Annotated in this window: 21 protein-coding genes and 1 pseudogene; 10 read left to right on the top strand and 12 right to left on the bottom strand. The window is 72.7% G+C overall.

Annotated features, from left to right (window positions below):
* The first annotated feature begins 169 nt into the window (after positions 1-169).
* Together treZ and ACWCQM_RS14500 are read left to right on the top strand one after the other, a co-directional pair.
* Positions 170-1933, top strand: a complete 1764-nt coding sequence (gene treZ, locus ACWCQM_RS14505) for a malto-oligosyltrehalose trehalohydrolase (RefSeq protein ID WP_450915627.1) — start codon at positions 170-172, stop codon at positions 1931-1933.
* Between the two features lie 165 nt (positions 1934-2098).
* Positions 2099-3331, top strand: a complete 1233-nt coding sequence (locus ACWCQM_RS14500) for an outer membrane protein assembly factor BamB family protein (RefSeq protein ID WP_450915626.1) — start codon at positions 2099-2101, stop codon at positions 3329-3331.
* A gap of 58 nt (positions 3332-3389) precedes the next feature.
* Here the strand turns inward: ACWCQM_RS14500 and ACWCQM_RS14495 are convergent, their stop codons facing one another.
* Together ACWCQM_RS14495 and ACWCQM_RS14490 are read right to left on the bottom strand one after the other, a co-directional pair.
* Entirely contained in the window at positions 3390-4520 is a 1131-nt protein-coding gene (locus ACWCQM_RS14495; protein ID WP_450915625.1) for a M24 family metallopeptidase, read from the bottom strand.
* Positions 4521-4612: 92 nt separating this feature from the next.
* Complete coding sequence (locus tag ACWCQM_RS14490; RefSeq protein ID WP_450915624.1) at positions 4613-5239, bottom strand: nucleoside/nucleotide kinase family protein; 627 nt, start codon at positions 5237-5239, stop codon at positions 4613-4615.
* A 99-nt stretch (positions 5240-5338) separates the two neighbouring features.
* Here ACWCQM_RS14490 and ACWCQM_RS14485 point away from each other — a divergent pair, with 99 nt between their 5' ends.
* A complete protein-coding gene (locus ACWCQM_RS14485; RefSeq protein ID WP_450915623.1) occupies positions 5339-5725 on the top strand; it encodes a VOC family protein in 387 nt (128 codons plus the stop codon).
* A 25-nt stretch (positions 5726-5750) separates the two neighbouring features.
* Here the strand turns inward: ACWCQM_RS14485 and ACWCQM_RS14480 are convergent, their stop codons facing one another.
* The 4 genes and pseudogenes from ACWCQM_RS14480 to ACWCQM_RS14465 form a co-directional block, all read right to left on the bottom strand.
* A complete protein-coding gene (locus tag ACWCQM_RS14480) occupies positions 5751-6656 on the bottom strand; it encodes a LysR family transcriptional regulator (RefSeq protein ID WP_450915622.1) in 906 nt (301 codons plus the stop codon).
* Between the two features lie 30 nt (positions 6657-6686).
* Positions 6687-7880, bottom strand: a complete 1194-nt coding sequence (locus tag ACWCQM_RS14475) for a glycine C-acetyltransferase (RefSeq protein WP_450915621.1) — start codon at positions 7878-7880, stop codon at positions 6687-6689.
* A 42-nt stretch (positions 7881-7922) separates the two neighbouring features.
* The gene (gene tdh, locus ACWCQM_RS14470) at positions 7923-8951 is read right to left on the bottom strand and encodes an L-threonine 3-dehydrogenase (protein WP_450915620.1); all 1029 of its coding nucleotides are present in this window, start codon (positions 8949-8951) and stop codon (positions 7923-7925) included.
* Between the two features lie 244 nt (positions 8952-9195).
* Positions 9196-9291 (bottom strand): annotated as a pseudogene (locus ACWCQM_RS14465) (MarR family transcriptional regulator); the annotation flags it as partial.
* Positions 9292-9402: 111 nt separating this feature from the next.
* Between ACWCQM_RS14465 and ACWCQM_RS14460 the strand changes: the two are divergent.
* The 4 genes from ACWCQM_RS14460 (at position 9403) to ACWCQM_RS14445 (ending at position 15675) form a co-directional block, all read left to right on the top strand.
* A complete protein-coding gene (locus ACWCQM_RS14460; protein ID WP_450915619.1) occupies positions 9403-9876 on the top strand; it encodes a MarR family winged helix-turn-helix transcriptional regulator in 474 nt (157 codons plus the stop codon).
* A 169-nt stretch (positions 9877-10045) separates the two neighbouring features.
* Positions 10046-11641 carry a DHA2 family efflux MFS transporter permease subunit gene (locus ACWCQM_RS14455; protein WP_450915618.1) on the top strand — a complete coding sequence of 532 codons (1596 nt, stop codon included), beginning with the start codon at positions 10046-10048 and terminating at the stop codon, positions 11639-11641.
* Positions 11642-11801: 160 nt separating this feature from the next.
* Positions 11802-12905, top strand: coding sequence for a barstar family protein (locus ACWCQM_RS14450; RefSeq protein WP_450915617.1), 1104 nt, complete (start codon positions 11802-11804; stop codon positions 12903-12905).
* A 355-nt stretch (positions 12906-13260) separates the two neighbouring features.
* A complete protein-coding gene (locus tag ACWCQM_RS14445; protein WP_450915616.1) occupies positions 13261-15675 on the top strand; it encodes a GTPase-associated protein 1-related protein in 2415 nt (804 codons plus the stop codon).
* 117 nt (positions 15676-15792) lie between these two features.
* Here ACWCQM_RS14445 and ACWCQM_RS14440 read toward each other — a convergent pair whose 3' ends face one another.
* The gene (locus tag ACWCQM_RS14440) at positions 15793-16659 is read right to left on the bottom strand and encodes a peptidoglycan-binding protein (RefSeq protein ID WP_450915615.1); all 867 of its coding nucleotides are present in this window, start codon (positions 16657-16659) and stop codon (positions 15793-15795) included.
* A gap of 231 nt (positions 16660-16890) precedes the next feature.
* Here ACWCQM_RS14440 and ACWCQM_RS14435 point away from each other — a divergent pair, with 231 nt between their 5' ends.
* The gene (locus ACWCQM_RS14435) at positions 16891-17373 is read left to right on the top strand and encodes a hypothetical protein (RefSeq protein WP_450915614.1); all 483 of its coding nucleotides are present in this window, start codon (positions 16891-16893) and stop codon (positions 17371-17373) included.
* Here the strand turns inward: ACWCQM_RS14435 and ACWCQM_RS14430 are convergent.
* On the bottom strand, positions 17370-18203 hold the full coding sequence (locus tag ACWCQM_RS14430; protein ID WP_450915613.1) for an aldo/keto reductase: 834 nt from the start codon (positions 18201-18203) through the stop codon (positions 17370-17372). The genes ACWCQM_RS14435 and ACWCQM_RS14430 overlap by 4 nt on opposite strands.
* A 176-nt stretch (positions 18204-18379) precedes the next feature.
* On the opposite strand from ACWCQM_RS14430, the gene ACWCQM_RS14425 reads away from it, so the two are divergent.
* Complete coding sequence (locus tag ACWCQM_RS14425; RefSeq protein ID WP_450915612.1) at positions 18380-18928, top strand: TetR/AcrR family transcriptional regulator; 549 nt, start codon at positions 18380-18382, stop codon at positions 18926-18928.
* Positions 18929-18968: 40 nt separating this feature from the next.
* Positions 18969-21155, top strand: a complete 2187-nt coding sequence (locus ACWCQM_RS14420) for an MMPL family transporter (RefSeq protein ID WP_450915611.1) — start codon at positions 18969-18971, stop codon at positions 21153-21155.
* A gap of 112 nt (positions 21156-21267) precedes the next feature.
* Here the strand turns inward: ACWCQM_RS14420 and msrB are convergent, their stop codons facing one another.
* The 4 genes from msrB to ACWCQM_RS14400 form a co-directional block, all read right to left on the bottom strand.
* Complete coding sequence (msrB, locus tag ACWCQM_RS14415; protein ID WP_450915610.1) at positions 21268-21675, bottom strand: peptide-methionine (R)-S-oxide reductase MsrB; 408 nt, start codon at positions 21673-21675, stop codon at positions 21268-21270.
* Positions 21676-21685: 10 nt separating this feature from the next.
* Positions 21686-23080, bottom strand: a complete 1395-nt coding sequence (gene murC, locus ACWCQM_RS14410) for a UDP-N-acetylmuramate--L-alanine ligase (protein WP_450915609.1) — start codon at positions 23078-23080, stop codon at positions 21686-21688.
* A gap of 46 nt (positions 23081-23126) precedes the next feature.
* On the bottom strand, positions 23127-23579 hold the full coding sequence (locus ACWCQM_RS14405) for an indole-3-glycerol phosphate synthase (RefSeq protein ID WP_450915608.1): 453 nt from the start codon (positions 23577-23579) through the stop codon (positions 23127-23129).
* 179 nt (positions 23580-23758) lie between these two features.
* Complete coding sequence (locus ACWCQM_RS14400) at positions 23759-24532, bottom strand: pyrimidine reductase family protein (protein WP_450915607.1); 774 nt, start codon at positions 24530-24532, stop codon at positions 23759-23761.
* Positions 24533-24548 lie beyond the last annotated feature (16 nt).

Here is a 24548-nt window from a genome sequence, read left to right as displayed (position 1 = left end):
ACTGCCCGGGTGCACTACGTATGAGCAGAACCCGGCAGGGCAATGATCAGGACCAGACCCTAATCGCCAGTTACGGACTCGCTCCAGTGTCCCGGGGCCGTGTGTGCGACTTCCGCCGATCATGGGGGCCTCCGGGTGAGGCTTCCGGTCCATGGACGAGGAGTGGTGAATGCAGTTCGAGGTGTGGGCCCCGGCCGCCGGTTCTGTCGCGCTGTGCGTGCGGGACGGGCGGAGTCCGATGGACCGTGACCCGCTGCGGGCCGGCTGGTGGACGGCCGAGGCGGAGGCGGCGGGGGGTGACCGCTACGGCTTCTCGCTCGACGGCGGACCCGTCCTGCCCGATCCGCGCTCCCGCCGGCAGCCGGACGGGCCGGACGGCGCGAGCGCGGTCGTCGACCATGCGGCGTACACCTGGGACACCGCCTCCTGGGCGGGGCTCGGGCTGCCGGGCGCGGTCCTCTACGAGCTGCACATCGGCACGTTCACGGAGGAGGGGACCTTCGACGCCGCGGCCGAGCGGCTCGGCGGCCTCGTGGACCTCGGCATCACCCATGTGGAGCTGATGCCCGTCTGCCCGTTCCCGGGAACCCACGGGTGGGGGTACGAAGGGGTGTCGCTCTGGGCGGTGCACGAGCCGTACGGAGGCCCGGACGGACTGAAGCGCTTTGTCGACACGGCGCACGGTCTGGGGCTCGCGGTCGTCCTGGACGTGGTCCACAACCACCTGGGTCCCTCCGGCAACTACCTGCCCGCCTTCGGCCCGTACTTCACGGACACCCACCACACCCCCTGGGGCTCGGCCGTCAACCTCGACGCTCCCGGCTCGGACGAGGTGCGGGCGTATCTGCTGGGCAGTGCGCTGGCCTGGCTGCGGGACTACCGGCTGGACGGCCTGCGCCTGGACGCCGTGCACGCGCTGGCCGACGGCCGGGCGCTGACGTTCCTGGAGGAGCTCTCCACCGCCGTCGACGCGCTCGCCTCCGAGCTCGGCAGACCGCTCGGCCTGATCGCGGAGTCCGACCTCTGTGATCCGCGGACGACCACGCCCCGCACGGAGGGGGGCATCGGTCTGCACGCCCAGTGGAACGACGACTTCCACCACGCCCTGCACACCGCGCTCACCGGCGAGTCCCAGGGCTATTACGCCGACTTCGCGACCGCCCCGCTCGCCGCCCTCGCCAAGACCGTCACCAGCGCGTTCTTCCACAACGGCACGTACTCCAGCTTCCGGGGCCGGACGCACGGGCGCCCCGTGGACGTCACCCGGGCGCCCGCGCACCGCTTCGTCGGCTACGCCCAGACGCACGACCAGATCGGCAACCGCGCCCTCGGGGACCGGCTGGCCGCCTCGCTGAGTCCCGGGCTCCAGGCGTGCGCCGCGGCGCTCGTGCTCACCGGGCCCTTCACCCCGATGCTGTTCATGGGCGAGGAGTGGGGCGCCCGAACCCCGTGGCAGTTCTTCACCGACCACACCGACCCGGAGCTCGCCCGCGCCGTACGCGAGGGCAGGCGGCGGGAGTTCGGGGAGCACGGCTGGGCGGAGGAGGACATCCCCGATCCGCAGGACCCGGCGACCCGGGCCCGCTCCTGCCTCGACTGGAGCGAGCCGGAGCGCGAGCCGCACGCCCGGCTGCGGTCCTGGTACCGCGAGCTGATCACCCTGCGCCGCACCCTGCCGGACCTCTCCGATCCGGACCTCGCCTCCGTGAGGACGGCGTACGACCAGGACGCCGGCTGGATCGCGTACCGCAGGGGCGACCTGCGCGTCGCGGTCAATTTGTCCGGGAAGCCCGCGGCCATCCCGCTGGGCGCCGGCCGGCACCGCAAGGGCGGGGGCCGGGTGCTGGCCGCCTGGGAGCCCGCCCAGGCGCCGGGCGCCGACGGGCTGCTGCACCTGCCGCCGGAGTCCTGCGTGGTGCTCGCCGACGACTGAGCCCCGCGTTCCGTCGCTGTACCGCCCGTGTGCCGTTCACTTCACAGATGTGTACCGGTGCAACGCGCAAAGGCACGGCCCGTCCTCGATCCGTCCTAGGCTGCACCCTGCTCGGAGCCCGCCGCGGGCCGCGAGTTCCTGACGAACGCAGCCATGGGGGCTTTGATGAATCCAGCACGGAACGTGATGCCGGGCAGTACGTCGCGACGGCGCCTGCTGAGGGCCGCGGCGGGCGGCGCCGGGCTGGCACTCCTGGGCGCCGGAACCGTGGGCTGCGACGAATCGGAAGGCGGCGCCACCCGGAGCGAGGACAAGAAGCCCGCCGCCGGCGGTGGTTCGTCCGCTCCGGCCGACGGGCAGGCGCCCGCGCCGCTGTGGCAGGTCACGACCACCGCGAAGGCCTACGGAGGCGACGACGCGCTCGTGGTGGTGGACGGCGTCGTCATAGCCATCGGCGATCCGCTGGTGGGCTGGGACGCGGCCTCCGGGAAGAAGCGCTGGTCGCGGGAGGGCGTGACGGTGCCGGGCGCCCCTCTGCTCGTCGGCAAGGGACGGCTGTATCTGGCGAGCGGCCAGTACGACGGCAACATCGTCGCTCTCGATCCCGCCACCGGCCAGGAGGTCTGGCGCAGCCGGCTGGGCAACGGGTTCGCCCACCCCAGGCCCGTCGCCGTGGACGACACGGCGGTGTACATGGTCGCGACGATCATCGAGGACGGCGTCCGCACGAAGACCAATGTGATCGCCGCGATCGACAGCACGAGCGGCAAGGTCCTGTGGCGGGAGCAGCGGGACACCGGGACGGAGGAGAACGGCATCAGCGCGAGCGTGCGGGGGAAGACGCTCGTCTACACCGACTTCCGGAAGAACCTGACGGTCCGTGACACCACGACCGGCAAGCAGGTGTGGACCCAGAAGCTCGGAAAGACGAACTACGACAGGTTCGCCGTGCACGAGGACCTCGTCATCGTCTCCCAGGGCCGCGACCTCAGGGCGTTCGCACTGGCAGACGGTGCCGAGCGCTGGACGCTGCGCACGGAGGAGTTCACGAACTTCCAGCCGCCCGCGGTGCTGGAGGGCGTGCTGTACGTGTCGGACAGCAGCCACGCGCAGTGGGCGGTGGACCCGGCGACGGGCAAGGAGATCTGGCACAGGCCGGTCCCCACCGATGAGCAGGCGGCGGCAGCCTGGCAGTTCGCGAAGTCCGGCGGCACGCTGTTCGGCGCCACCGACCTCGACGAGCACGGCGGCGTCCACGCCTTCGACGCGAGGACCGGCGCCCGCCGCTGGACCTACAACGACAAGTCGGGCGCGCTGGGCGCGTGGTACGTCGCCGCGGAGGGCAAGCGCGTCTTCGCCCTGCACGACGAGAAGCTGACCGCGCTGCCCGCGTCCTGACCCCACCGCGTCCGCGCGTCCGTCCGTCCGGGCGCGCGGCACGGGTGCGCGCGGTCGGCTACTCCACGATCGCCAGCTCGCGCGCCGTCGTGTTCAGCCGCCTGCCCCCGTCCTCGGTGACGGTGACGATGTCCTCGATACGCACGCCGAAGCGGCCGGGGAGATAGATGCCCGGTTCCACGGAGAAGCACATCCCGGGCACGAGCCGCTGCTCCTCGCCCTCGATCATGTAGGGCGGTTCATGGGTGGTGACGCCGATGCCGTGGCCGGTGCGGTGGATGAACCGTTCGCCGTAACCGAATTCGGTGATGACGGCGCGGGCGGCCCGGTCGACGTCCTGGCAGGCGGCCCCCGGCCGCACGGCGAGGCAGCCCGCCTCCTGCGCCTCCCGTACGACGTCGTGGACCCGCTGCTCCTCGGCGGTGGGTTCGCCGACGTGGACCGTACGGGAGGTGTCGGAGCCGTAGCCGTGCTTCAGCCCTCCGAAGTCGAGCACCACCATGTCGCCCCGCTCGATGGTGCGGTCGCCCGCCTCGTGGTGCGGGTTGGCGCCGTTCGGCCCGGAGCCGACGACGGTGAAGTCGACCTGGGAGTGGCCGTGCCGGGTGAGCAGGGCCGCCAGATCGGCGGCCACGTCGCTCTCCCTGCGGCCCGCGAAGCGGACCTTCAGGATCTGCTCGTACGTCGCGTCGGCGGCGGCCCCCGCAGCGGCGAGCCGCTCCAGCTCGGCCGCGTCCTTGACCGCGCGCAGCATCGGCAGGGCCTCGGTGAGCGAGGCGTAGGAGGTGTCGGGCAGCAGCGCGTGCAGCGCCAGCAGGTGCAGCGCCCACGCGTTGTCGCTGATCCCGAACCGGCCCTTGGCGTCGAGGAGTCCGGCGGTCAGGGTGTACGGGTTGGCCGCGTCGGTCCAGTCCCGCAGGGTGAGGGCGGGGGCGCCCACCGCGCGCTCGGCGTCGGCCGCCTCCAGGGCGGGGACGACGAGCACCGGGTCGTGGCCCGCGCGCAGGACGAGCAGGGTGAGGCGCTCGGTGTCCGCCGTCGGCTTGTAGCCGGTGAGGTGGACCATGTCGGGGCCCGGCGCCACGAGGACGCCTGACAGGCCCGCGGCGTCCGCCGACTCGGCGGCCCTGGTCATCCTGTTCCGGTAGTCGTCGGCGGTGAAGGGCACGGGCTGGTCGGTGCTGGGCATGGGGTCCTCCTGGCGGGGCGACACGGCACACAGCATCCTGCCCGCAGGCCCCCCGTGAACGCGAGCGGGATCGCGCACGTGCCGGGCGCGGGTCAGCGGCGCCGTACGACGAGGTCGGCACGGTCGCGGTGGCGCTCGACCAGCCGGGCGTTGCGCTCGTCGGACTCGGCGACCCAGCGTTCGGCGTACGGCCGGGACTTCCCGAAGCGCACATGGCGCTCCACGAGCCCGCCGACCCTGGTCTCCTGGTCGGCGTCCAGGAACCACACCTCGTCCAGCAGCCCGCGCACCGGCGCCCAGGGGCCCTCGTCCAGGAGCAGGTAGTTGCCCTCGGTCACGACGAGCGGCGTGTCCCGGTCCACGCGCACCGACCCGGCGACCGGCTCCTCCAGGGCCCGGTCGAAGGCGGGCGCGTACACCGGGCAGGTCTCCCCCGCGTCCCGCAGCCGCCGGAGCAGCGCGGCGTATCCGGCGGCGTCGAAGGTGTCGGGGGCGCCCTTCCGGTCCGCCCGCCCGAGGCGCTCCAGCTCCGCCCCCGCCAGATGGAAGCCGTCCATGGGGACGAGGACGGCGCGCTCTCCGAGCTCCTCGACGATCCGGGCGGCCAGGGTGGACTTCCCCGCACCGGGTGGACCCGCGATGCCGAGGACGCGCCGGCCGCCCGCCGAGGCGAGGCCGCGCGCGCGGTCGGTCAGCGGGGTGAGGTCGCTCGTGTCCATGGCGGGCATTGTCCCCGGACGGCCGGGAGCGCGTTAGTGTTACGTATAACTCACCACCTGCTTCCCCACTGATGTGCCCCTGCGACGACGAGGAACCCCATGTCCCACATCGCCCTGGTCACGCTGGTCGTCCGCGACTACGACGAGGCCCTCTCCTTCTACACGGACGCCCTGGGCTTCGAGCAGGTCGAGGACACCGACCGGGGCGACGGCACCCGCTGGGTGGTCGTGCGGCCGCCTGGCACCTCGGGCACCGGGCTGCTGCTGGCCCGCGCCAAGGACGAGGAGCAGCTCGCGAGCGTGGGGGCGCAGACCGGCGGCCGGGTCGGCTTCTTCCTGCACACGGAGGACTTCCGGGGCGACCACGCCCGCATGCTGGCCGCCGGGGTCCGCTTCCTGGAGGAGCCGAGACACGAGACGTACGGCTCGGTCGCGGTGTTCGAGGACCTCTACGGCAACCGCTGGGACCTGCTCCAGCCCGCCTGACCCCCGGCCCGCCGGACCGGGGCCGTCAGACCGGTCCGGCCGCGGCGGCCAGCGCGTCCAGGACGGGCCTGATCAGCGGGTGCCCCTCGGCGCCGCGGCGGACGGCGGCGAAGACCCGCCGGGTCGGGGCGGCGCCCTCCACCGGGCGTACGACGACGCGGCCGGGCTCCGTGCCGCGCAGCGCCGAGCGGGGCACCAGCGCCACCCCGGCGCCGGCCCCCGCGAGGGCGACCACGGCGTGGAAGTCGTCGGACGAGTGCTCCAGCCGGGGTTCGAATCCGGCGTACTCGCAGGCCAGGACCACCACGTCGTGGCAGGGATTGCCGGGGTAGGGTCCGATCCAGGTGTCCTCGGCGAGGTCGGCGACGGCGACCTGCTCCCGGCCGGCGAGGCGGTGACCGGCGGGCAGCACCGCGTCGAAGGGCTCGGAGTACAGCGGCAGCCGGGTCAGCCGCCGGTCGTCGTCACCGGGCGCTCCCCGGTATTCGACGGCGACGGCCATGTCGACCAGGCGGTCCAGCACCATCGGCACGCTCGCGTCGCCCTCGGCGTCCTGCACCCGGACCCGGATGCCGGGCGCGGTGCGGGTGAGCTCGGCGATCGCGGGGGCCAGGACCAGGCCGATGCCCGTGGCGAACGCGGCGACGGTGACCGTGCCCGCGACGCCCTCGCTGTAGTCCGCGAGCTCCGCCTCGGCCCGCTCCAGCTGGGCGAGGACCTCGTTGGTGTGGGTCAGCAGGATCTCGCCGGCCGGGGTCAGCCGGGTGCCCCGCGCCCCGCGCTCGACCAGCCGGTGGCCGGTCTCCTGTTCCAGGGCGGCGAGCTGCTGGGAGACCGCGGAGGGCGTGAGATACAGCGCGGCGGCGGCAGCGGTCACCGTGCGGTGGTCGGCCACCGCACGGAGGACACGCAGCCGCCGTACATCGATCATGCGCTCATTGTCCCTGGTCGCGGGCGGCTCTCACGCCTCCAGCGCGGTCCGCGCGTCGACGAACGCGTCCACGGCGCGGTTCACGTCCGCCGTGGAGTGCGCCGCGGAGAGCTGGACGCGGATGCGCGCGGCGCCCTGCGGGACGACGGGGTACGAGAACCCGATGACGTACACACCGCGCTCGAGGAGGAGTTCCGCCATCCGGCCTGCCTTCGCCGCGTCCCCGATCATGACGGGGGCGATGGCGTGGTCGCCGGGCAGGATGTCGAAGCCCTCCTCGGTCATCCGGGAACGGAAGAGCGCGGTGTTGGCGTTGAGCCGCTCGCGCAGGTCGCCCGCGGACTCCAGCAGGTCGATGACCTTGAGGGAGGCGGCGGCGATGACCGGGGCGAGCGAGTTGGAGAAGAGGTACGGGCGCGAGCGCTGGCGCAGGAGCGCGACGATCTCGGCCCGCGCGGCGACGTAACCGCCGGACGCCCCGCCCAGCGCCTTGCCGAGCGTTCCGGTGATGATGTCGACGCGGTCCATGACGCCGTGCAGTTCGGGGGTGCCCCGGCCGCCGGTGCCGACGAAGCCGACGGCGTGCGAGTCGTCGACCATGACCATGGCGCCGTAGCGGTCGGCGAGGTCGCAGATCTCGGCCAGCGGGGCGACGTAACCGTCCATGGAGAACACGCCGTCGGTGACGACGAGGCGGCGCCTGGCCCCGGAGGCCTCCTTGAGCTGCTGCTCCAGGTCGGCCATGTCGCGGTTGGCGTAGCGGAAGCGCTTCGCCTTGGAGAGGCGGATGCCGTCGATGATGGAGGCGTGGTTGAGGGCGTCGGAGATCACCGCGTCCTCGGGGCCGAGGAGGGTCTCGAAGACTCCGCCGTTGGCGTCGAAGCAGGAGGAGTAGAGGATCGTGTCCTCCTGGCCGAGGAAGGCCGAGAGCCGCTGCTCCAGCTCCTTGTGGACCTCCTGGGTGCCGCAGATGAAGCGTACGGACGCCAGTCCGTAGCCCCAGCGCTCCAGCGCCTCGTGGGCGGCGGCGACGACCTCGGGGTGGTCGGCGAGGCCCAGGTAGTTGTTCGCGCAGAAGTTGAGCACCTCGCCCGCGCGGCCCCCGGAGGTGACGGCGACGGTCGCGGACTGCGGGGTGCCGATGACGCGTTCGGGCTTCTGGAGTCCGGCGTCGCGGATCTCGTCGAGGGTGGCGCGCAGGTCGTCGCGTACGGAGTCGAACATGTCGGGTGTCTCCCAGGTGGTTACGGGTGCGTACGAGAAGTCTCAGGCGGCCCAGTCGAGCAGGACCTTGCCGCCGAGTCCGCTCGCGGCGTCGTCGAAGGCGGCTTCGAAGTCGCGGTAGCCGTAGCGGCCGGTGATGACCGGGGCGAGATCGAGCCCGCCCTCCAGGAGCACGGACATGGCGTACCAGGTCTCGTACATCTCGCGGCCGTAGATGCCCTTGATGGTGAGCATCGAGGTGACGACGCGGGACCAGTCGACGGGGAACTCCGCGGACGGCAGTCCGAGCATCGCGATCCGGCCGCCGTGCGTCATGTTCGCGATCATGTCCCGCATGGCCTCGGGGCGTCCGGACATCTCCAGGCCGATGTCGAAGCCCTCGCGCAGCCCGAGGAGGCTCTGTCCGTCGGCGATGGTCTGCTCGCCGACGTTCAGGGCGAGGTTCACGCCGACCTTCCGGGCCAGTTCGAGCCGGGCCTCGCTGACGTCGGTGATGACGACGTTGCGGGCGCCCGCGTGGCGGGCCACCGCGGCGGCCATGATGCCGATCGGGCCCGCGCCGGTGATCAGCACGTCCTCGCCGACCAGGGGGAACGACAGCGCGGTGTGCACGGCGTTGCCGAAGGGGTCGAAGATCGCGGCCACGTCGAGGTCGACCTTGTCCCGGTGCACCCAGACGTTGGACGCGGGCAGCGCGAGGTACTCGGCGAACGCCCCGTCCCTGCCGACCCCGAGTCCGAGGGTGGAGCGGCAGAGGTGCCTGCGCCCGGCGAGACAGTTGCGGCACTTCCCGCAGACCAGGTGGCCCTCGCCGCTGACCAGGTCGCCGATCGTGATGTCGACGACGTCCGCGCCGATCCCGGCGACCTTGCCGACGAACTCGTGGCCCAGCACGAGCGGGGTGCGCACGGCCTGCTGCGCCCAGCCGTCGTAGTCGCGGATGTGCAGGTCGGTGCCGCAGATCCCGGTGCGCAGGACCTTGATCAGCACGTCCCCGGGTCCGGTCTCCGGCTCGGGCACGTCCATCAGCCACAGTCCCGGCTCGGCCTTGTGCTTCACGAGTGCCTTCACGGCTGCGGCTCCCTGTACCTGGTACGTGGTGGACACCCCGGTCCCGGGCATGCCGGATCACGGCCTGCGGCCCGGGGCGACTGGGGGTACGGCGGGGGTGCGAGGGCGCGTCACGCGGTGGCCCGTCCCATGGACCGATGCCTGGCGCCGCCTTCCGCCGTCACGGAGAAATCTCCCGCACCACGGGCTCCAGGTCCATCGAGGATTTCTTAAGCGCCGCCGCAGCTGTGCTTCACACCACGTCTCAGGGGCGCGGCCAGGGCCGTCCGTCGAGGCGCTCGACGTCGGTGTTGAAACGCCGGAGGAACGCGGCGAAGGCGGCGACCTCCTCCGTCGACCAGGCGTCGAGGCATCCAGGCCGAGGGCGTCGCCGAGCTGCCCGATGGGCATCGGGCCCTCCACATATTTAGGTATGTTGACATAGCTATGCAGTAGTACCTATACTCGCCGCGTGCCCGCCTCCCGTCTGCCCTCCCAGGACGTCGACCACGTAGCCTCCGCGCTCGTGGCGTTCCTGCCTGGGCTGCAACGGGCTCTTGAGCGGCGGATCGCGCAGGATTTCCCGCACCCCCGGCTGCCCGACGGCCAGCTCGCGCTGCTGTTCCTCGTCGAGGAGCGTGAGGGGATCACCGTCCGCGAGTCGGCGGAAGCCCTGCTGATGAAGCCGAACAACGTCAGCGCCCTCGTCTCGCAGCTCACCGAGCTCGGCCTTCTGGAGCGCAGGCAGGACGCGGCCGACAAGCGGATCGCCCATCTGCACCCGACGCCGGTGGCGCGGGAGCGCCTCGCCGAGGCGCGGGAGCTCAAGGAAGCGCACCTGGCACGCGCGCTGATCACCCTCACCGACGGCGATCTCGACGCCCTCGGTGCTGCTCTGGGCGCGCTGACGTCATTGACCCGGCGTCTCCACTCCCCCGCCGGCTGACACCACCCGTTTCCGGCCAGGCGCCCGGCCCGATGAGGCACCCGGGCCCCTGGCCCGTACCGGTTTCCGCAGCCGCGGGCGATCCCCGCCGCACACGTGCGGACGTACCGCCGTCCGCCGGGCCCGACTGCCCGGCATCCCGAAGTACGAACACAGACAAGGCATTTCCATGTCCTCCACCACCGTGGACAAGTCCTCCATGCCCGCAGGCCCTCCGGCCGGCATCCCGGTCAAGAGCCGGCGCACCAACCCGTGGCTGACACTGATCGCCGTCGCCATCGGTCTGTTCATGGTCAACCTCGACGGCTCCGTCGTCGCCATCGCCAACCCGGAGATCGGCCGGGACCTCGACGCGTCCACCGCCGACCTCCAGTGGGTCACCAACGCCTATCTGATCGCCATGGCCGCCCTGCTGATCCTGGGCGGCAAGCTCGGGGACCGGTTCGGGCGGCACACGGTCTACATGGCCGGCGCCGTGGGCTTCACCCTGGCCTCGGTGGCGATCGGCCTCTCCGGCTCGATCGAAGGCGTGATCGCCTTCCGCGCGGCGCAAGGGCTCTTCGCCGCCCTGCTGATCCCCAACACCCTCGGCCTGCTGCGCGCGGTCTTCCCGCCGCAGAAGTTCGGCATGGCCGTGGGCCTGTGGGCCATGGTGGCGTCCTGCTCCACCGCGCTCGGACCGATCGTCGGCGGCCTGCTCATCGAGCACGTCAACTGGGAGTCGGTCTTCTACATCAACGCCCCCATCGGCGTCGTCGCGCTCGTCATCAGCCTGCTCGTGCTTCCCAAGAGCAAGGACTCCACCGGCCACCACCGTTTCGACGTGCCCGGCGTGATCCTGCTGGCGGTCGGCCTGGTGGCCCTGGTCTTCGGTGTGGTCAAGGGCGAGACCTGGGGCTGGACCTCGGGCGGAACGCTGGGGTCGATGGCCGCGGGCCTGGTCCTGCTGGCCGTGTTCTGCTGGTACGAGACGCGCCAGGAGCACCCGTTGCTGCCGATGCGCCTCTTCCGCAACCGGTCGCTGACCATCGGCACCGCCGTCACCGCGATCAACTTCTTCGTCCTGCTCGGCGTCATCTTCTTCCTGATGCTGTACCTGCAGAACGTGCGCGGCTTCACGCCCGTCGAGGCCGGCGTCCGCACCCTGCCGCTCAGCCTGGCCACGGTGGTCGCCTCGCCGCTCGGCGCCGCGCTGACCCAGCGCTTCGGCCCGCGGCTCACCATGCCCATCGGCATGCTGCTCCAGGCCGCGGCCTCCCTCTGGATGCTGACGTGGGACGCCGGTTCCGCGTACGCCGCGCTGTGGCCGCCGTTCCTCGCCATCGGGCTGGGCGTCGGCATGGTGATGTCCGCGTCGTCCGACGCCATCGTCGGCAACGCGCCCCGGAAGGACGGTGGCGTCGCGGGCGGTCTTCAGGCCACCTCGCTGCAGATCGGCGGCGCGCTCGGCACGTCCGTGCTGGTCTCCCTGATCAGCGGCAAGGTGGGCTCCACCCTGACCGGTGAGCTGACCTCGGCCGGGGTCCCGGCGGACGCGGCGGCGGGCTTCGCGGAGGCCAAGGACGCCGTGTCCATGGGTGTCTCGCCCGTGTCGGCCGACATGCCGGCCCAGCTGAGGGCCGCCGTCGTCGAGGGCAGCGGCAACGCCTTCATGAACGGTGTGCACTCCGCCGTGATCGTCACCGCGGTCCTCTGTGTCGCGGGCGCTCTGCTGGCCGGGCTCGGGATGCGGCGCGGCAACGCGCAAGAGGCCGCGCAGGACTGACGACCGGACGGACCGGCCACGGGCGGGTGCGGGAGGCGCGTGACAGCGCCCCGCACCCGGCCGGGCCTCGGGTCCCGCATCCGGATCGGGCCGAGTCGTGTCGGGCGTGGCGGGGCCGGCTCGGGGGGAAATCACTTCGCCGTCCGGGCCTGCTCCCGGCATGATTCCCCGCGTGCATGAGGAACATGAGGAAGGTGCCCGCCGCGGGCGACCCCGGTACACGCTCACCGAGACGGAGCACGGGCATGCCTGGGGCGTGTCCCCCGAGGCCGAAGGGCTGTTCGGAGAACCCCGGCGCGGGACCTACGAGCTGTTCGGCTGGGTTCCACGAGCGGAGGCCGGCGGCTGGTTCGGCCACCGCGTCTGGCTGGTGCCGGACGTCGAGTCGCTCGGCCCCTGGCTGCTGGAGGACGCGGAGAGCCCTGGGCAGACCCCCGGGGCGGACGGTCTCGTGCTCACCGGCCTCGACGACCACGAGGGCCCGCCCGAGGGACACAGGGGCCGCGTCCGTGTGCACGACGGACACCGATGGCTGGGCTCCTGCCGGGAGTTCGCCCGTGTCCTGCCGCGCGAGCGGCCCGCGCCCCCGCTCGTCCTGCGGGGTCTCGCCGCGGGGGATCTGCTGCGGGCCGCGCTGGCGAAGGGCACCCGGCAGGCACTGGACCTGGAGCAGGCCGCCCTGGAGATACGGGACGACCGGGGCGAGCCGCTCACCGAACGCCTGCTCTGGGCCAGGGTCGGTGCGTGGCACCCCTCGTCGTACGGGACGGATCTGATCGATCTGGAGCTCGACGGCGCGCTCTTCAGGCCCGTTCCCGAGCACGTCCGGCCTATCTGGGAGCGGTGGTTCGCCGGGCCGCCCGACACCATGGCTGCCTGGGCGGACCTCGGAACCCGGCACCGCTGGGCCTGGCACGACCTCGTCCGGGAGCGGACCGCCTACCGTGCCCCCGGTGACCGGCCGGCCGGGCACGCGTACGAACTCGACGGCCGGTACGTCACCGACGAACCGGGCCTCTACCTGGCGCTCGGCGAGGCGGTGAACGGGCCGGGCGGCTACTTCGGCGGCTGTCTCGCCGCCCTCGACGACTGTCTGGGCGGCACCTTCGGCTACACCGCGCCCGCGACGCTGCTCTGGCGGGACGCCGGGACCGCCCGCGCGTACCTGTCCCAGGCCCTGGCTCCGGACGGCGTGCCCTACGACCTGTTCGGCCTGATCCTCGAAGTCCTGGCCGAGGGCGGCATGCGGGTCACCCTGGCGTGATCCGCTGCGGCACCACGGCGACGGACAGCGGGCCGCGTCCGGGCGACGCACCCCTCTCCCCCGGGCGGCGCTCGCTTCTCCCCCGGCCGGACGACGGCGCGGCGGCGGCCGGCGGCCGATCGCGAACCCGGCCGACGGATCACCGCTCACGCGGACAGCGTCACTTCGCCCAGGGCCTCTCCTTCGGCGCGCGGCCCAACAGTGCGTCAGGGCTTGATAGCGTCGCCCGCACGACTACGGAAAGCTCCCCGCCGGGGTCGTCGCTCCGCTGGGCCGGGCCGCCCCAACAGGGCGGCGAGCGGCGGCCGGTGCGTAGGACGGGGACGCACGTGGCAGGGACGATGAGGGCCTACGCATGAGCCTCCCGCAGTTGCACTACACCTCCGCCGCGGCCGGGGACGGGGAGTCCGCCGCCCGGTACACCGCCGTCACCCCCGCGATACCCGGGCCGGTGCGCGCGGAGGCAGCACCGCTGCTGGCCTACGAGGCACCGGCAGGCACTCCCGAACGGCTCACCGACGCACGGCTCCGGGCACTGCCGGTCGCGTTCGGATTCGCCGCGCTCTCCGACGGCAGCCATCTGCTCAGCCGCTCCGTGGCGACCGCCTCGGGCGGCTTCCACGCCCACGGCGTGCACCTCCCCGCGGGTACGCCGGTACCGGGCCGGGTCCTCCCGGTCGCCGCGTGGGGCGCCACCGGCTGGCTCTCCGCGACCCCGGACCGCGCCCACGCCGACCCGTTGACCCTGCTGTCCGGCGCTCAGGGCCCCTCCCACGGGCTCACCCGCGAAGGGCTCGGGGACTTCGCCGTGTCCCGCAGCCCGTGGCTGGCCGCCGTGCTCAGCGATCTGCGCCGGGTGAGCGAGGACCCGTCCGCCCCGCCGGTCGTGCTGGTGGAGCGGCAGAGCGCGGATGTGGCCCGGTGGGTCGCGCTGGCCACCGCGGTGCTGCCCAGGGAGCACGCCGAGCGGCTGACCTTCACGACGTACACCCGGCAGCCCGGACACACGACGCACCAGGTCATCGGGGTCCTGCCGGAGGACGCGCCGGACGCCCGCGACCCCCGCTTCCGTGTGCACGCCGCGTCCGGCCCGCGCCCCGCCGGGCCGGTGGAGGACGCCTGGGCGGGGACCGCCGCCCGGATCTGGCGCAGCCGGGCCCCCGAGCTGTTCCAAGAGGCGGCGGAGCTGCCGGGCGAGCCGTTCGCCGCGGGGCCGCTCGCCGTGACGGCGCTCGGCGCGGGCATCGCGCTCGGGTCCGACGAGCGTGCCGCGGCGGCCGACTGGGCCGCCGTGCGGCCGTACGCGCTGGACGAGAAGCGCACCCGGCAGCTGACCGACGCGCTGACCGCGCCCGCCGACGACCGTACGGCCGGGGAGTGCGCCGCGGCGCTCCGGCTGCTGACCGCGCTCGACGGCCGCTGCCCCGCGTCGGTCACCGCGCCGCTGGCCGCGCTGCTGGTGACGGAGGCCGTACGGGGAGGCGATGTCGGCCTGGAGCCGCCCGCGCGTTCGGCGTTCGACGAGCCCGCCGGGGAGCGCGCGCTCGCCTCCCTGGTCGATGAGCTCGGCGACGACCTCCTGGCCGAGCTCGGCCCCGGGGTGGACCGGGGGGTGGCGCGGACCGTACAGCTGCTGCGGATCGTGCGGCTGCTCGGCGTCGACTGCGGGGAGCTGCTGCCCGACGTCGTGCGCCGGCTGGCCCGCGCGCTGCTCGACGACCCGGAGGCGGGCGCGTGCCCCGCGCTGCTGGACCTGCTGGACGAACAGTTCGATGTCCGTACGGCGCTGCTGGGCGAGCTGGACCGGCTCGCCCCCGACGATCCCGCGAGCGCGGAGAGGCTGCTGGTCCGGGTCACCCTTCCGTTCACCGGGACCCAGGCGCTGCCGCATCTGCGGATGTGCGCCGAGGCGCCGGGCGCGAAGGCGCGCGGCACGGACCGGGTGGGCATCCTGCACACGGTGCTGCGCGCGGCGGGCATGTCCCCCTTCGCCGAGCCGCTGGTGCTGCGGACCGCCGTCGGACTGGTGTGGGGCGAGGACACCCCGACGGCGGGCGAGGCCAGATCGCTGCTCACCGAGACCACGTCCGACGCCCACCGGACGGCCGGCACCTGGGCGCACCTGGTCGACGCCGCGCTCGCCGCCCCCCTCGGCGACGAGGACGCCCCCGAGCTCGCCCATGACCTGCTGCGCGGCTTCCCGCAGGAGATCACCGCCCGGGTACGCGCCTGCCTGATGCTGCTGGACTTCGCCCGCGACCTGCGCGCGGGAGCGGCGGAGCCCGGCTGGGCCGACCGCGCCCGGGAGCTGCGCGCCCGCGCCGAACCGGTGGAACCCCTGGTCCTGGAGCAGGCCTACGCCGCCCTCGCGGAGCGGCTGCTCGCCCCGGACCGGCCGGACGCGGAGCTGTACGCGTTCGTGCACAGCGGGGACGAGGACCTGATCGCCGCGTACGGCAGGGCGGCCCGCCACGACGAGGTCCGCACCCTGCTGATGGCCGATCCCTCGTACGTGGCGGACTGCTTCACAGTGTGGAACGCCCACCCGCACGCGGGCGCGGCCTGGACCCGGACCCGCACGGCCCTGCTCGACGAGGTGCTGCGCCCGGCGGTACGCGCGCTGGCCGCCGACGGACTGACGGCGGTGGAGCAGGCGGTGGAACGCGAGGGGAACAGCCGCACCCTCGACGCGTTCCGCGCCTGGAACCGCCCCTCCCGCTCCCTGGGACGCCTCGGGAAGCGCATCGCGGGCCGGGTGCGCCGGGGCTGACCGGGACGTGCGTCCGGACGACGGTGATCCGCGTGCCCCGGACTCGACGGCCGGCCGCCGGTCCGGGTGCGTGGGCGCTCTCGCGGATCACCTGCCGGCCCCGTCACCGCGGCGGGCTCAGACGTTGGGCACCTTGAGTCTGTCCCAGCTGGCCTTGCCCGGAATGCCGTCCGCGCCGCTGCCCGAGTAGCCCAGCTTGCGCTGCCACGCGGCGTACGACGCGCGGTCCGCCTCGGACCAGTCGGGGCCGGGGCCGACCTCGTACCGTCCGCAGCCCTCGGCCACCAGCCTCTTCCCCATCGCCGTGATGACGGCACTGTGCCGCCCCACCCGGAAGAACGCGGCGCCGGGGAACGGCTCGTACGCCGCCGGGGGCGGCGGGCCGTCAGGCCTGCCCGCGAGGCGGTCGCGGACCCTGCCGCGCATCGAGTCCATCGTGAAGCCGCGCGGGTCGACCTTCCCCGGCTGCCACTCCTTGTGGCCGATCACCGAGCGGTGGTTCCAGCCGTGTGCCCGGCAGATGGCGGCGGCCGCCTTCTCGATGGCCTCCAGCTGGGCGGCGGGCCACGGGTCCTTGCCGTCGCCGAGGTTGACGCACTCGAAGCCGTAGAAGGAACGGTTGCCGTCGGTGTTGGCCTCGTTGTCGGCGGGCAGGGCCTTTTCGTCGATCACCGCGCGCAGGACGTCGTCGTCGCCGAGTCCGGCGTGGTTGGCGCGGCCGTGGCCGACCATGTGGACCGAGCCGTCCTTGGCGATCACCCCGTGGCACAGCGGGCCCGGCAGGGCCGAATGACCGTCGTAGCAGAGGTCCACGGAGCTCTGCGTGCCCGAGGTCACGGTGTGGTGGATCATCACTCCGTGCACGGGGCCCCATGCGCCCTTGTGGTTGCGGTTGTGTGTGCGCCAGCTCCGGTGTTCGACCACCCGCAGACCCTCGTCCCGCAGGGCCTTGAGCAGTTTGTCGGCGGAAAGAGGCGTTGCCATCGGATGCTCCTTTTACCCAGTGGTGCGGCAGCTCTCGGCTGTCCACCTCGTCCTGCCCCGCCGCCCGGCCGTCCGAACCAGTGAGGGCGATCTCCGTGCCCCGGCTCCGGTGCGGTTTCCGCCGGCGCCGCGTGCCCGACGGCCGGGATCGCGGGTGCGGCCCGGCAGGTACCGTAGGGAGGGACGATTTCGTGAGCCTCCTGACGGGCTGCGTACACCCAGGAGGAACACATGACGACGAACCGCGGACGCAAGGACGTGATCCGGGTCCGGATGGCCGGGACCGGCGAGTCGTACAACGTCGCCGCGCGCAATCTGAAGGCGATGAAGGACATGGGCGCCACCCGCGACGCCCTGCTCACGCAGCGCTGGCGTCCCGCGGAGACCCTGGACGTGCCGTGCCCGTGCGGCAGCACGTGCGAGCCCGGCGAGACCTGTGACCGCTGCCACGCACGGCACCGGCACGTGAAGCGCTACCCGGGCAGCGTCACGGACGTGGAGGTCTGGGCGGACCGCTACGAGTGCATGGGCTGCCCGGCCACGTACACCCTGACCATCCGGCTCGCGGGGCGCCCCTGGGGTGTGGCCGAGACCGTCGTCCAGGGCGGTTCGGCCGAGGAGGTCGTACGGGCCCGGGTGTTCCCGGGGGTGGCGCACCCGCTGCTGCGCGCCGAGGCGGAGTCCGAGTCCGAAGAGGGTCAGTCCGGCGCCTAGCCGGACAGGCCGTCCAGGCGGTCGCGGTGGGCCGGGGTGAGGTCGAGCCGTTCCGCGGCGAGGTTCTCCTCCAGGTGGTCGGTCCTTGCCGTGCCCGGGATCGGCAGGACGACCGGTGAACGGCCCAGGAGCCAGGCGAGTGCCACCTGGGTGGGGGTGGCGCCGAGCTCGGCCGCCACGGCGGCGACCTCGGCGTTCGCGCCGGAATCGCCCCAGGCGACGGGACGCCACGGCAGAAAGGCGATCCCTGCCTCCTCGCAGGCCGTGAGCACGGGCTCGTGCTCACGGTCCAGCAGGTTGTAGCGGTTCTGCACGCTCGCGATGCCGACGATGCCCCTCGCCTCGCCGAGTTCGCCGACGGTGACCTCGGAGAGCCCGATGCGGCCGATCTTCCCTTCCGTCCGCAGGTCCCGCAGGGTGCCGATCTGGTCGGCGAGCGGGGTCTCCGGGTCGATCCGGTGCAGCTGGAGCAGCTCGATCCGCTCGACGCGCAGCCGTCGCAGGGCGTTCTCGACCTGCTCGCGCAGCACGGCGGGCCGGCCGTCGAGCCTCCATTCCCCGGAGTCGTCCGAGCGCGCCACTCCGACCTTGGTGGTGATCAACACCCCTTCCGGGTAGGGGTGCAGGGCCTCCGCCAGCAGTTCCTCGTTCGCCCCGCCGCCGTACAGGTGTGCGGTGTCGATCAGGTTGATGCCCAGTTCCACGGCCCGTCGCGCGACCGCGACGGATGCCTCGCGCGCCGCGCCGGGCTCCGTGGGCAGGTGCATGGCGCCGAACCCGAGCCGCCTCACCGTCAGATCCCCGCCGATACGGAACGTGCTCGCCGCCACGATGTATCCCTCCCAGTGGGTCGACCGGCAACGCTAGCAGGGGAGTTGGGCAGGACCGGGGCAACGGACGCGAGCGGCGGGCATGCGGCGGCAGCACCGCCGGAGTGGCGGGTGTCACGCGCCGGCTTCCTGACCGAACGGTCAGGGCTGACCGATCGGTCAGCTACGGTGGGCCCATGCCACGTCCGCCGTCCGCGATGCGCCGTCACATTCTCGATTCCGCCCTGCGCCTCTTCGCCGAGCACGGTTTCAAGGGAACCTCTCTGCACGACATCGCCGTGGAGGCGCACTGCTCCAAGGCGTCCCTGCTCTACCACTTCGCCGGCAAGGACGCGATCCTCACCGAGCTGCTGACCCCGCCCGCCGAGGGACTCTCCGGCCTGCGCGCGGAGTTGGCGGCACTGGACGGCGATCGCGCCGTGGAACCGGCCGTGGCGGGCTACATCGGTCTGGCGATGCGCTTCCACCTGGAAATCAAGATCATCTTCGCCGAACTGCCCGAGATGCTCGGCCATCCGGTCCTCGCCGTCATCCCCGAGGCGGTCGACGAACTCGCGGACGCGCTGGCCGGCCGGTCCGATCAGCCGCGTGCGCGCGTCATGGCCCAGATGGTGATCGGGGGCGTGGCCGTCACGGTCGCCTCCGACCTCGACGTCGACCGCGACACCATGCGCGCCGAACTCCTCCGGGGAGCACTGAGAACCCTCGGCCATACCACCAGCTGACAGAAGTCGTCCCGTTCGAACAGAAAGACGCCTCTTTCGCATGGCAATCCTGCTGTACCGGCTCGGCCGGCTCTCCTTCCGGCGCCGAGGGCGTGTCCTCGCCCTGTGGCTGCTGCTGCTCGCACTGCTCGGCGGGGCCGCCGCGGCCTTCAGCGGGCCCACCACCAGCAAGTTCTCCATACCGGGCACCGAGTCCCAGAAGGCCCTGGACTCGCTCGCCCGGGAGTTCCCGCAGGCCGGCGGCGCGACCGGGACGATCGTGGTCGCCGCGCCCGAGGGCGCGAAGCTCACACCCGCCGCCGTGGCCCCCGTGACCGAGGAGGCCACGAAGGTTCCCGGTGTCCTCGCGGCGGTCGACCCGTTCGGGGCCGGGGCCGTGTCGCAGGACGGCCGGTACGCCCTGGTCCAGGTGCAGTTCACGACGGGGGTCGACGGCATCACCGACGCGCAGCGGGAGGCGTTCACGAAGGCCGGTGACTCCGTCACCGATCTGCGCGTAGAACACGGCGGCGAGATCATGCGCGGCGTCCCGGAGGTCGGTTCGACCGAGATCATCGGTGTCGCCGTCGCGGCGCTCGTGCTGGTGCTCACCTTCGGCTCCCTGGTGGCGGCGGGGATGACCCTGCTGAACGCCCTGGTCGGCGTCGCGGCGGGCATGGCCGGGCTGTTCGCACTGAGCAGCGTCGTGGAACTGACCAGCACCGCGCCGATCCTGGCGCTCATGCTGGGCCTGGCCGTGGGCATCGACTACGCGCTGTTCATCACCTCCCGGTACCGCCACTACCTCCTGGAGGGCATGGACGGCGAGGAAGCGGCGGGCCGGGCGGCCGGGACCGCGGGTTCGGCGGTCGTCTTCGCGGGCGCCACCGTCGTCATCGCGCTGGCGGGACTCACCGTCGCCGGGGTGCCGTTCCTGACTGTCATGGGGCTGGCGGCCGCGGCGACGGTCGCTCTCGCGGTACTGGTCTCGCTCACCCTCCTGCCCGCCGTCCTGGGCTTCGCGGGCGTCCGCGTCCTGCCCCGCAAGCTCCGCACGCGGAGCGAGGCACCCGCCTCCGCCACCCCGTCGGACGAGGCTCGGGCGCGGTCCGCGTTCGGCTTCCGCTGGGGCCGGATCGTGGCACGGCTGCGCGTCCCCGTGCTCATCCTCGGTGTGGTCGGCCTCGGCGCTCTCGCCCTGCCCCTCCAGGACATGCGGCTGTCCCTGCCCGACGCGAGCACCGAAGCGGTCGGGTCACCCAACCGCGATGCCTACGACCTGACCACCGAGGGCTTCGGCGAGGGCTTCAACGGCCGGCTGATCGCGGTCGTGTCCGGTGACAGCGCGCAGTCGACCGGCACGGCGTCCAAGGAGGCCGCCGCGCTCATCACGGAGACCGACGGCGTGCTGGCCGTAGCCCCTCCGCAGATGAACGAGAAGGGCACCACCGCCCTGCTGGCCGTGATCCCCGAGACGGGCCCGACCGCCGCCGAGACCGAGGACACCGTCAACGAGATCCGGGACAGGGTCGCGGACGTCCCGGGGGCGTCCATCGCGCTGACCGGTGCCACGGCGGTCGGTATCGACGTCTCCGCGAAGCTCGCCGACGCCCTGCCGGTCTACCTCCTGCTGGTGGTCGGACTGTCCATCCTGCTGCTGATGCTGGTGTTCCGGTCGATCCTGGTGCCCGTGAAGGCCGCGCTGGGCTTCCTGCTGACGATCGGAGCGACCTTCGGCATCACCGTCGCGATCTTCCAGGAGGGCCACCTGGCGTCGCTGGTGGGCCTGGACACGCCAGGCCCGCTGGTCAGCTTCCTGCCCATCCTCCTGATCGGCATCCTCTTCGGGCTCGCGATGGACTACGAGGTCTTCCTCGTCTCGCGGATGCGGGAGGACTTCGTCCACGGCGCCGACGCCCGCGAGTCCGTCATCAGCGGTGTCGGCCACAACGCGCGGGTCGTCACCGCCGCGGCCGTGATCATGACCGCCGTCTTCGGCGGATTCGTCTTCATGCACGATCCCGTCATCAAGTCCATGGGCTTCGCCCTGGCGATCGGCGTGCTCATCGACGCGTTCGTCGTGCGGATGGCCCTCGTGCCCGCGGTCATGCACCTCGTGGGGCGTGCCGCCTGGTGGCTGCCCCGTGCCGTCGACCGGGTGCTGCCCGACCTCGACATCGAGGGCGAGCAGCTGCAGCGCCGGATTCCGGTGCAGCGGCAGGAGCCGGTCGAGCTCGTCAAGACGTGAGCGCGCCCGCGTAGCCGGCCCGTACGAACGGAAAGCGGCCCGCCAGGAGAGGTGCTCTCCTGGCGGGCCGTCGCCGTGTACCCGGCACCGGGGCACGCCCGGTGCCGCGGGCTCAGCTCTCGTCGGGCGCCAGCCTCAGCGAGATCGAGTTGATGCAGTACCGCTGATCGGTGGGCGTAGCGTAGCCCTCGCCCTCGAAGACATGGCCCAGGTGCGAGCCGCAGCGGGCGCAGCGCACCTCGGTGCGGGCCATGCCCATGCTGTTGTCCTGGAGCAGCTCGACGGCGTCGCTGTCCTTCGGGTCGTAGAAGGACGGCCAGCCGCAGTGCGACTCGAATTTGGTGTCGGAGCGGAACAGCTCCGCACCGCAGGCACGGCAGGAGTAGACACCCGCCGTCTTGGTGTCGGTGTACTCACCCACGAAAGCGGGCTCGGTGCCGGCCTTGCGCAGCACCGCGTACTCGGCGGGGGTCAGCTCCGCCCGCCATTGCTCGTCCGGCTTCTCGACGTCGTACGACACGGTGGCTCCCTCAGCTCGACAGGTGGTCCAGGATCTGCGGGCCGAGGTCGGTGACATCGCCCGCTCCCATGGTAAGAACCAGATCGCCCGGCTTCGCCATTCCCGCGACGGCCGCGGGGACCTGCGCCTTGTCGTGGACGGCCATGACGTCGGCGCCCGCGGCCTTCGCGGCGTCGATGATCAGCTCGCTGGTGACGCCGGGGACCGGGTCCTCGCGCGCCGGGTAGATGTCCAGGACGAGGGACGCGTCGGCGAGGGCGAGGGCCTGGCCCATCTCCGTGCCGAGCTCCTGGGTGCGGGAGAAGAGGTGCGGCTGGAAGACGACGAGGAGGCGCGAGCCGGTGGCGGCGCCGCGCATGGCCTCCAGGTCGGCCGTCATCTCCGTGGGGTGGTGTGCGTAGGAGTCGATGACCTGGACACCGGCCGCCTCGCCCTTGAGCTGGAGCCGGCGCTTGACCCCGGTGTACTTGCCGATGGCGGAGGCCAGGTTGTGCGCGGGGATGCCGAGGGCGACACCGGCGGCGAGCGCGGCGACCGCGTTGTGCGCGTAGTGGCGGCCGGGCACGGAGACCGTGAAGGTGAGGTACTTGCCGTTGAGCACGACCGTGACCTCGCTGGTCAGACCGCGCGGGGTGACCTTGTGGACGCGTACGTCGGCGCCCTCGGACTCCCCGTACGTGACGACGGTGAGCGAGGAGAGGTCGCGGACCCGCCGGGTCAGCTCGGCGGCGCCGGGCTGGTCGGCGGCGATGACCAGGGTGCCGCCGGGGACGACCTTGCCGACGAAGGTCTCGAAGGACTCGTAGATCTCGTCCATCGACGCGTAGTTCGCGTGGTGGTCCAGTTCGACGTTCAGCACGATCGCGACCTGCGGGGCGTACTTCTGGAAGCTCCGGTCGCTCTCGTCGGCCTCGGCGACGAAGATGTCGCCTCCGCCGTGCGTGGCGTTGGTGCCGGGGCCCTCCAGGTCGCCGCCGATGGCGTACGAGGGGTCGAGGCCCAGCTCGGACAGGGCGACGGCGAGCATCGACGTGGTCGTGGTCTTGCCGTGCGTGCCGGCGACCGCGATGGCCCGCAGGCCCTCCATCAGGGAGGCGAGCGCGTCGGAGCGGTGCACGACGGGAATGCCCAGCTCGGCGGCGCGGACGAGCTCGGGGTTGTCGGCGCGGATGGCGCTGGAGACGACCACCGAGGTCGCGTCGTCCGCCAGGTGCCCGGCGGCGTGCCCGATGTGGACGGTCGCCCCCAGCCCGCGCAGGGCCTCGGCGGTGGCGGACTCCTTGGCGTCGCTGCCCGCCACCTTCGCACCGCGCTGGGCCAGGATCTTCGCGATGCCCGACATTCCGGCGCCGCCGATGCCGATAAAGTGCGGCCGTTCCAGGGCGGCAGGAATACCGGGTGCCATGCGTGTGTCTCCCGAGGTGTGAGGCGGTCAAGAGTGCGGCACAAGCCTATTCGCTGTGTGCGAAGAGCTTGAGCACCGGTACGCCGACCTTGTGGCGGGCCCGGGACGCCCAGTCCCGGTGGAAGAACTCCTCGACGTAGTGCGGCGCCGTCAGCACGATGACCTCGTCCGCCCCCGAGTCGTCGACGACGGTCTTCAGCTTGTCCAGGGGGTGGTCCTCGATCACCTGTCCGACAGCCTCCGAGCCCGCCTCCCGCAGCTCCCGGAGGGAGTACTCCAGTGCCATCTCAGCCGGCTCGGCGGCCTCCTTGCCCTCGGGCTTCTCCCCCTCGCGGACGGCCTCCCGGAGCTCGCCGATCGCCACGTCGTCGATCGCGCGGAGCAGCACGTCGGCCTGGTCGCTGCGGGGCTGCATCAGCACGACGAACGAGATCCGCTCCTCGCCGTGGAGAGTGGTGACGAATTCCACGTCCTCGGGAGTGAGGGGCTTCTCGATCATCAAAACGCTTGTGAACACGACAGGCGCCCTTCCGCTTCATCTCGTCGGCCGCGGGCACGGCCGTTGTTGCTGAAACCATCCTTCCCCGCTGTTGCACGGGGTGCAGGACTAAGTGTGCCCATCGGAAGCTAACCGGAACGGCAAATTCCGCTAAGTGTCAGATCTTGGTGCGCCGAGGGTCAGCCCTTCGTGTACCGGCTGAAGAGGAAACCCCCCTCCTCCAGGAGCGAGACAAGGGAGAAACGTTCCGGCACGGCGACCGGGGGACCGCCCGCGATCCGCTGCGCGTCCCCGGCCGTGAGCAGCGGCGAGACGGTCAGGCAGAGCTCGTCCAGCACCCCGGCCGCCACGAACTGGCCGAGCAGCCGGGGTCCGCCCTCGGTGAGCAGCCGGCCCAGTCCGCGGGCAGCCAGCTCCCGCACGGCACGGTCCGGCTCCACGGCCGCGCCCTCCCCGGCGAACAGCACCTCCGCCCCGGCCTCCCGGGCGGCGTGGACCCGGTCCGAGGGCGCCGCGGCCCCGGTGATCACGAAGGTCGGGACCAGGGGCGAGACGAAGAGGGGGAGTGAGAAGTCCAGGTCCAGGCTCGCGCTGACGACGGCGATGGCCGGGGCCGGGCCCTGTCCGGCAGCCGCGCGCCGGGCGGCGAAGGCGTCCCGGGCGCGCGCGGGCCTGTACCCCTCCTGCCGCACCGTCTGGGCGCCGACGACGACCGCGTCGGCCAGCCCGCGCAGGGTGCCGAAGATCCGCATGTCCGTGGGGCAGGAGATGCCCTGGGAGCGGCCGTCGTGCTGGGCGGCTCCGTCCAGGGTGGAGACCATGTTGGCGCGGAGCCAGGGCCGACCGGTGTCCGGGTACGCGTACGCCTCGGCCAGCTCGTCGAGCATCCACTCGCGGTCGGCGGTGGCAGCGTCTTGGTTTGTCAGGTCCGTCACAGGGAGCAGGCGTCGCATGCCCAGCAGTCTGGCA

This window comes from Streptomyces sp. NPDC002125 (assembly GCF_053593715.1).
The sequence above is the reverse complement of the archived record's forward strand: the minus strand, read 5'-3'. Positions and strand labels throughout refer to the sequence as shown.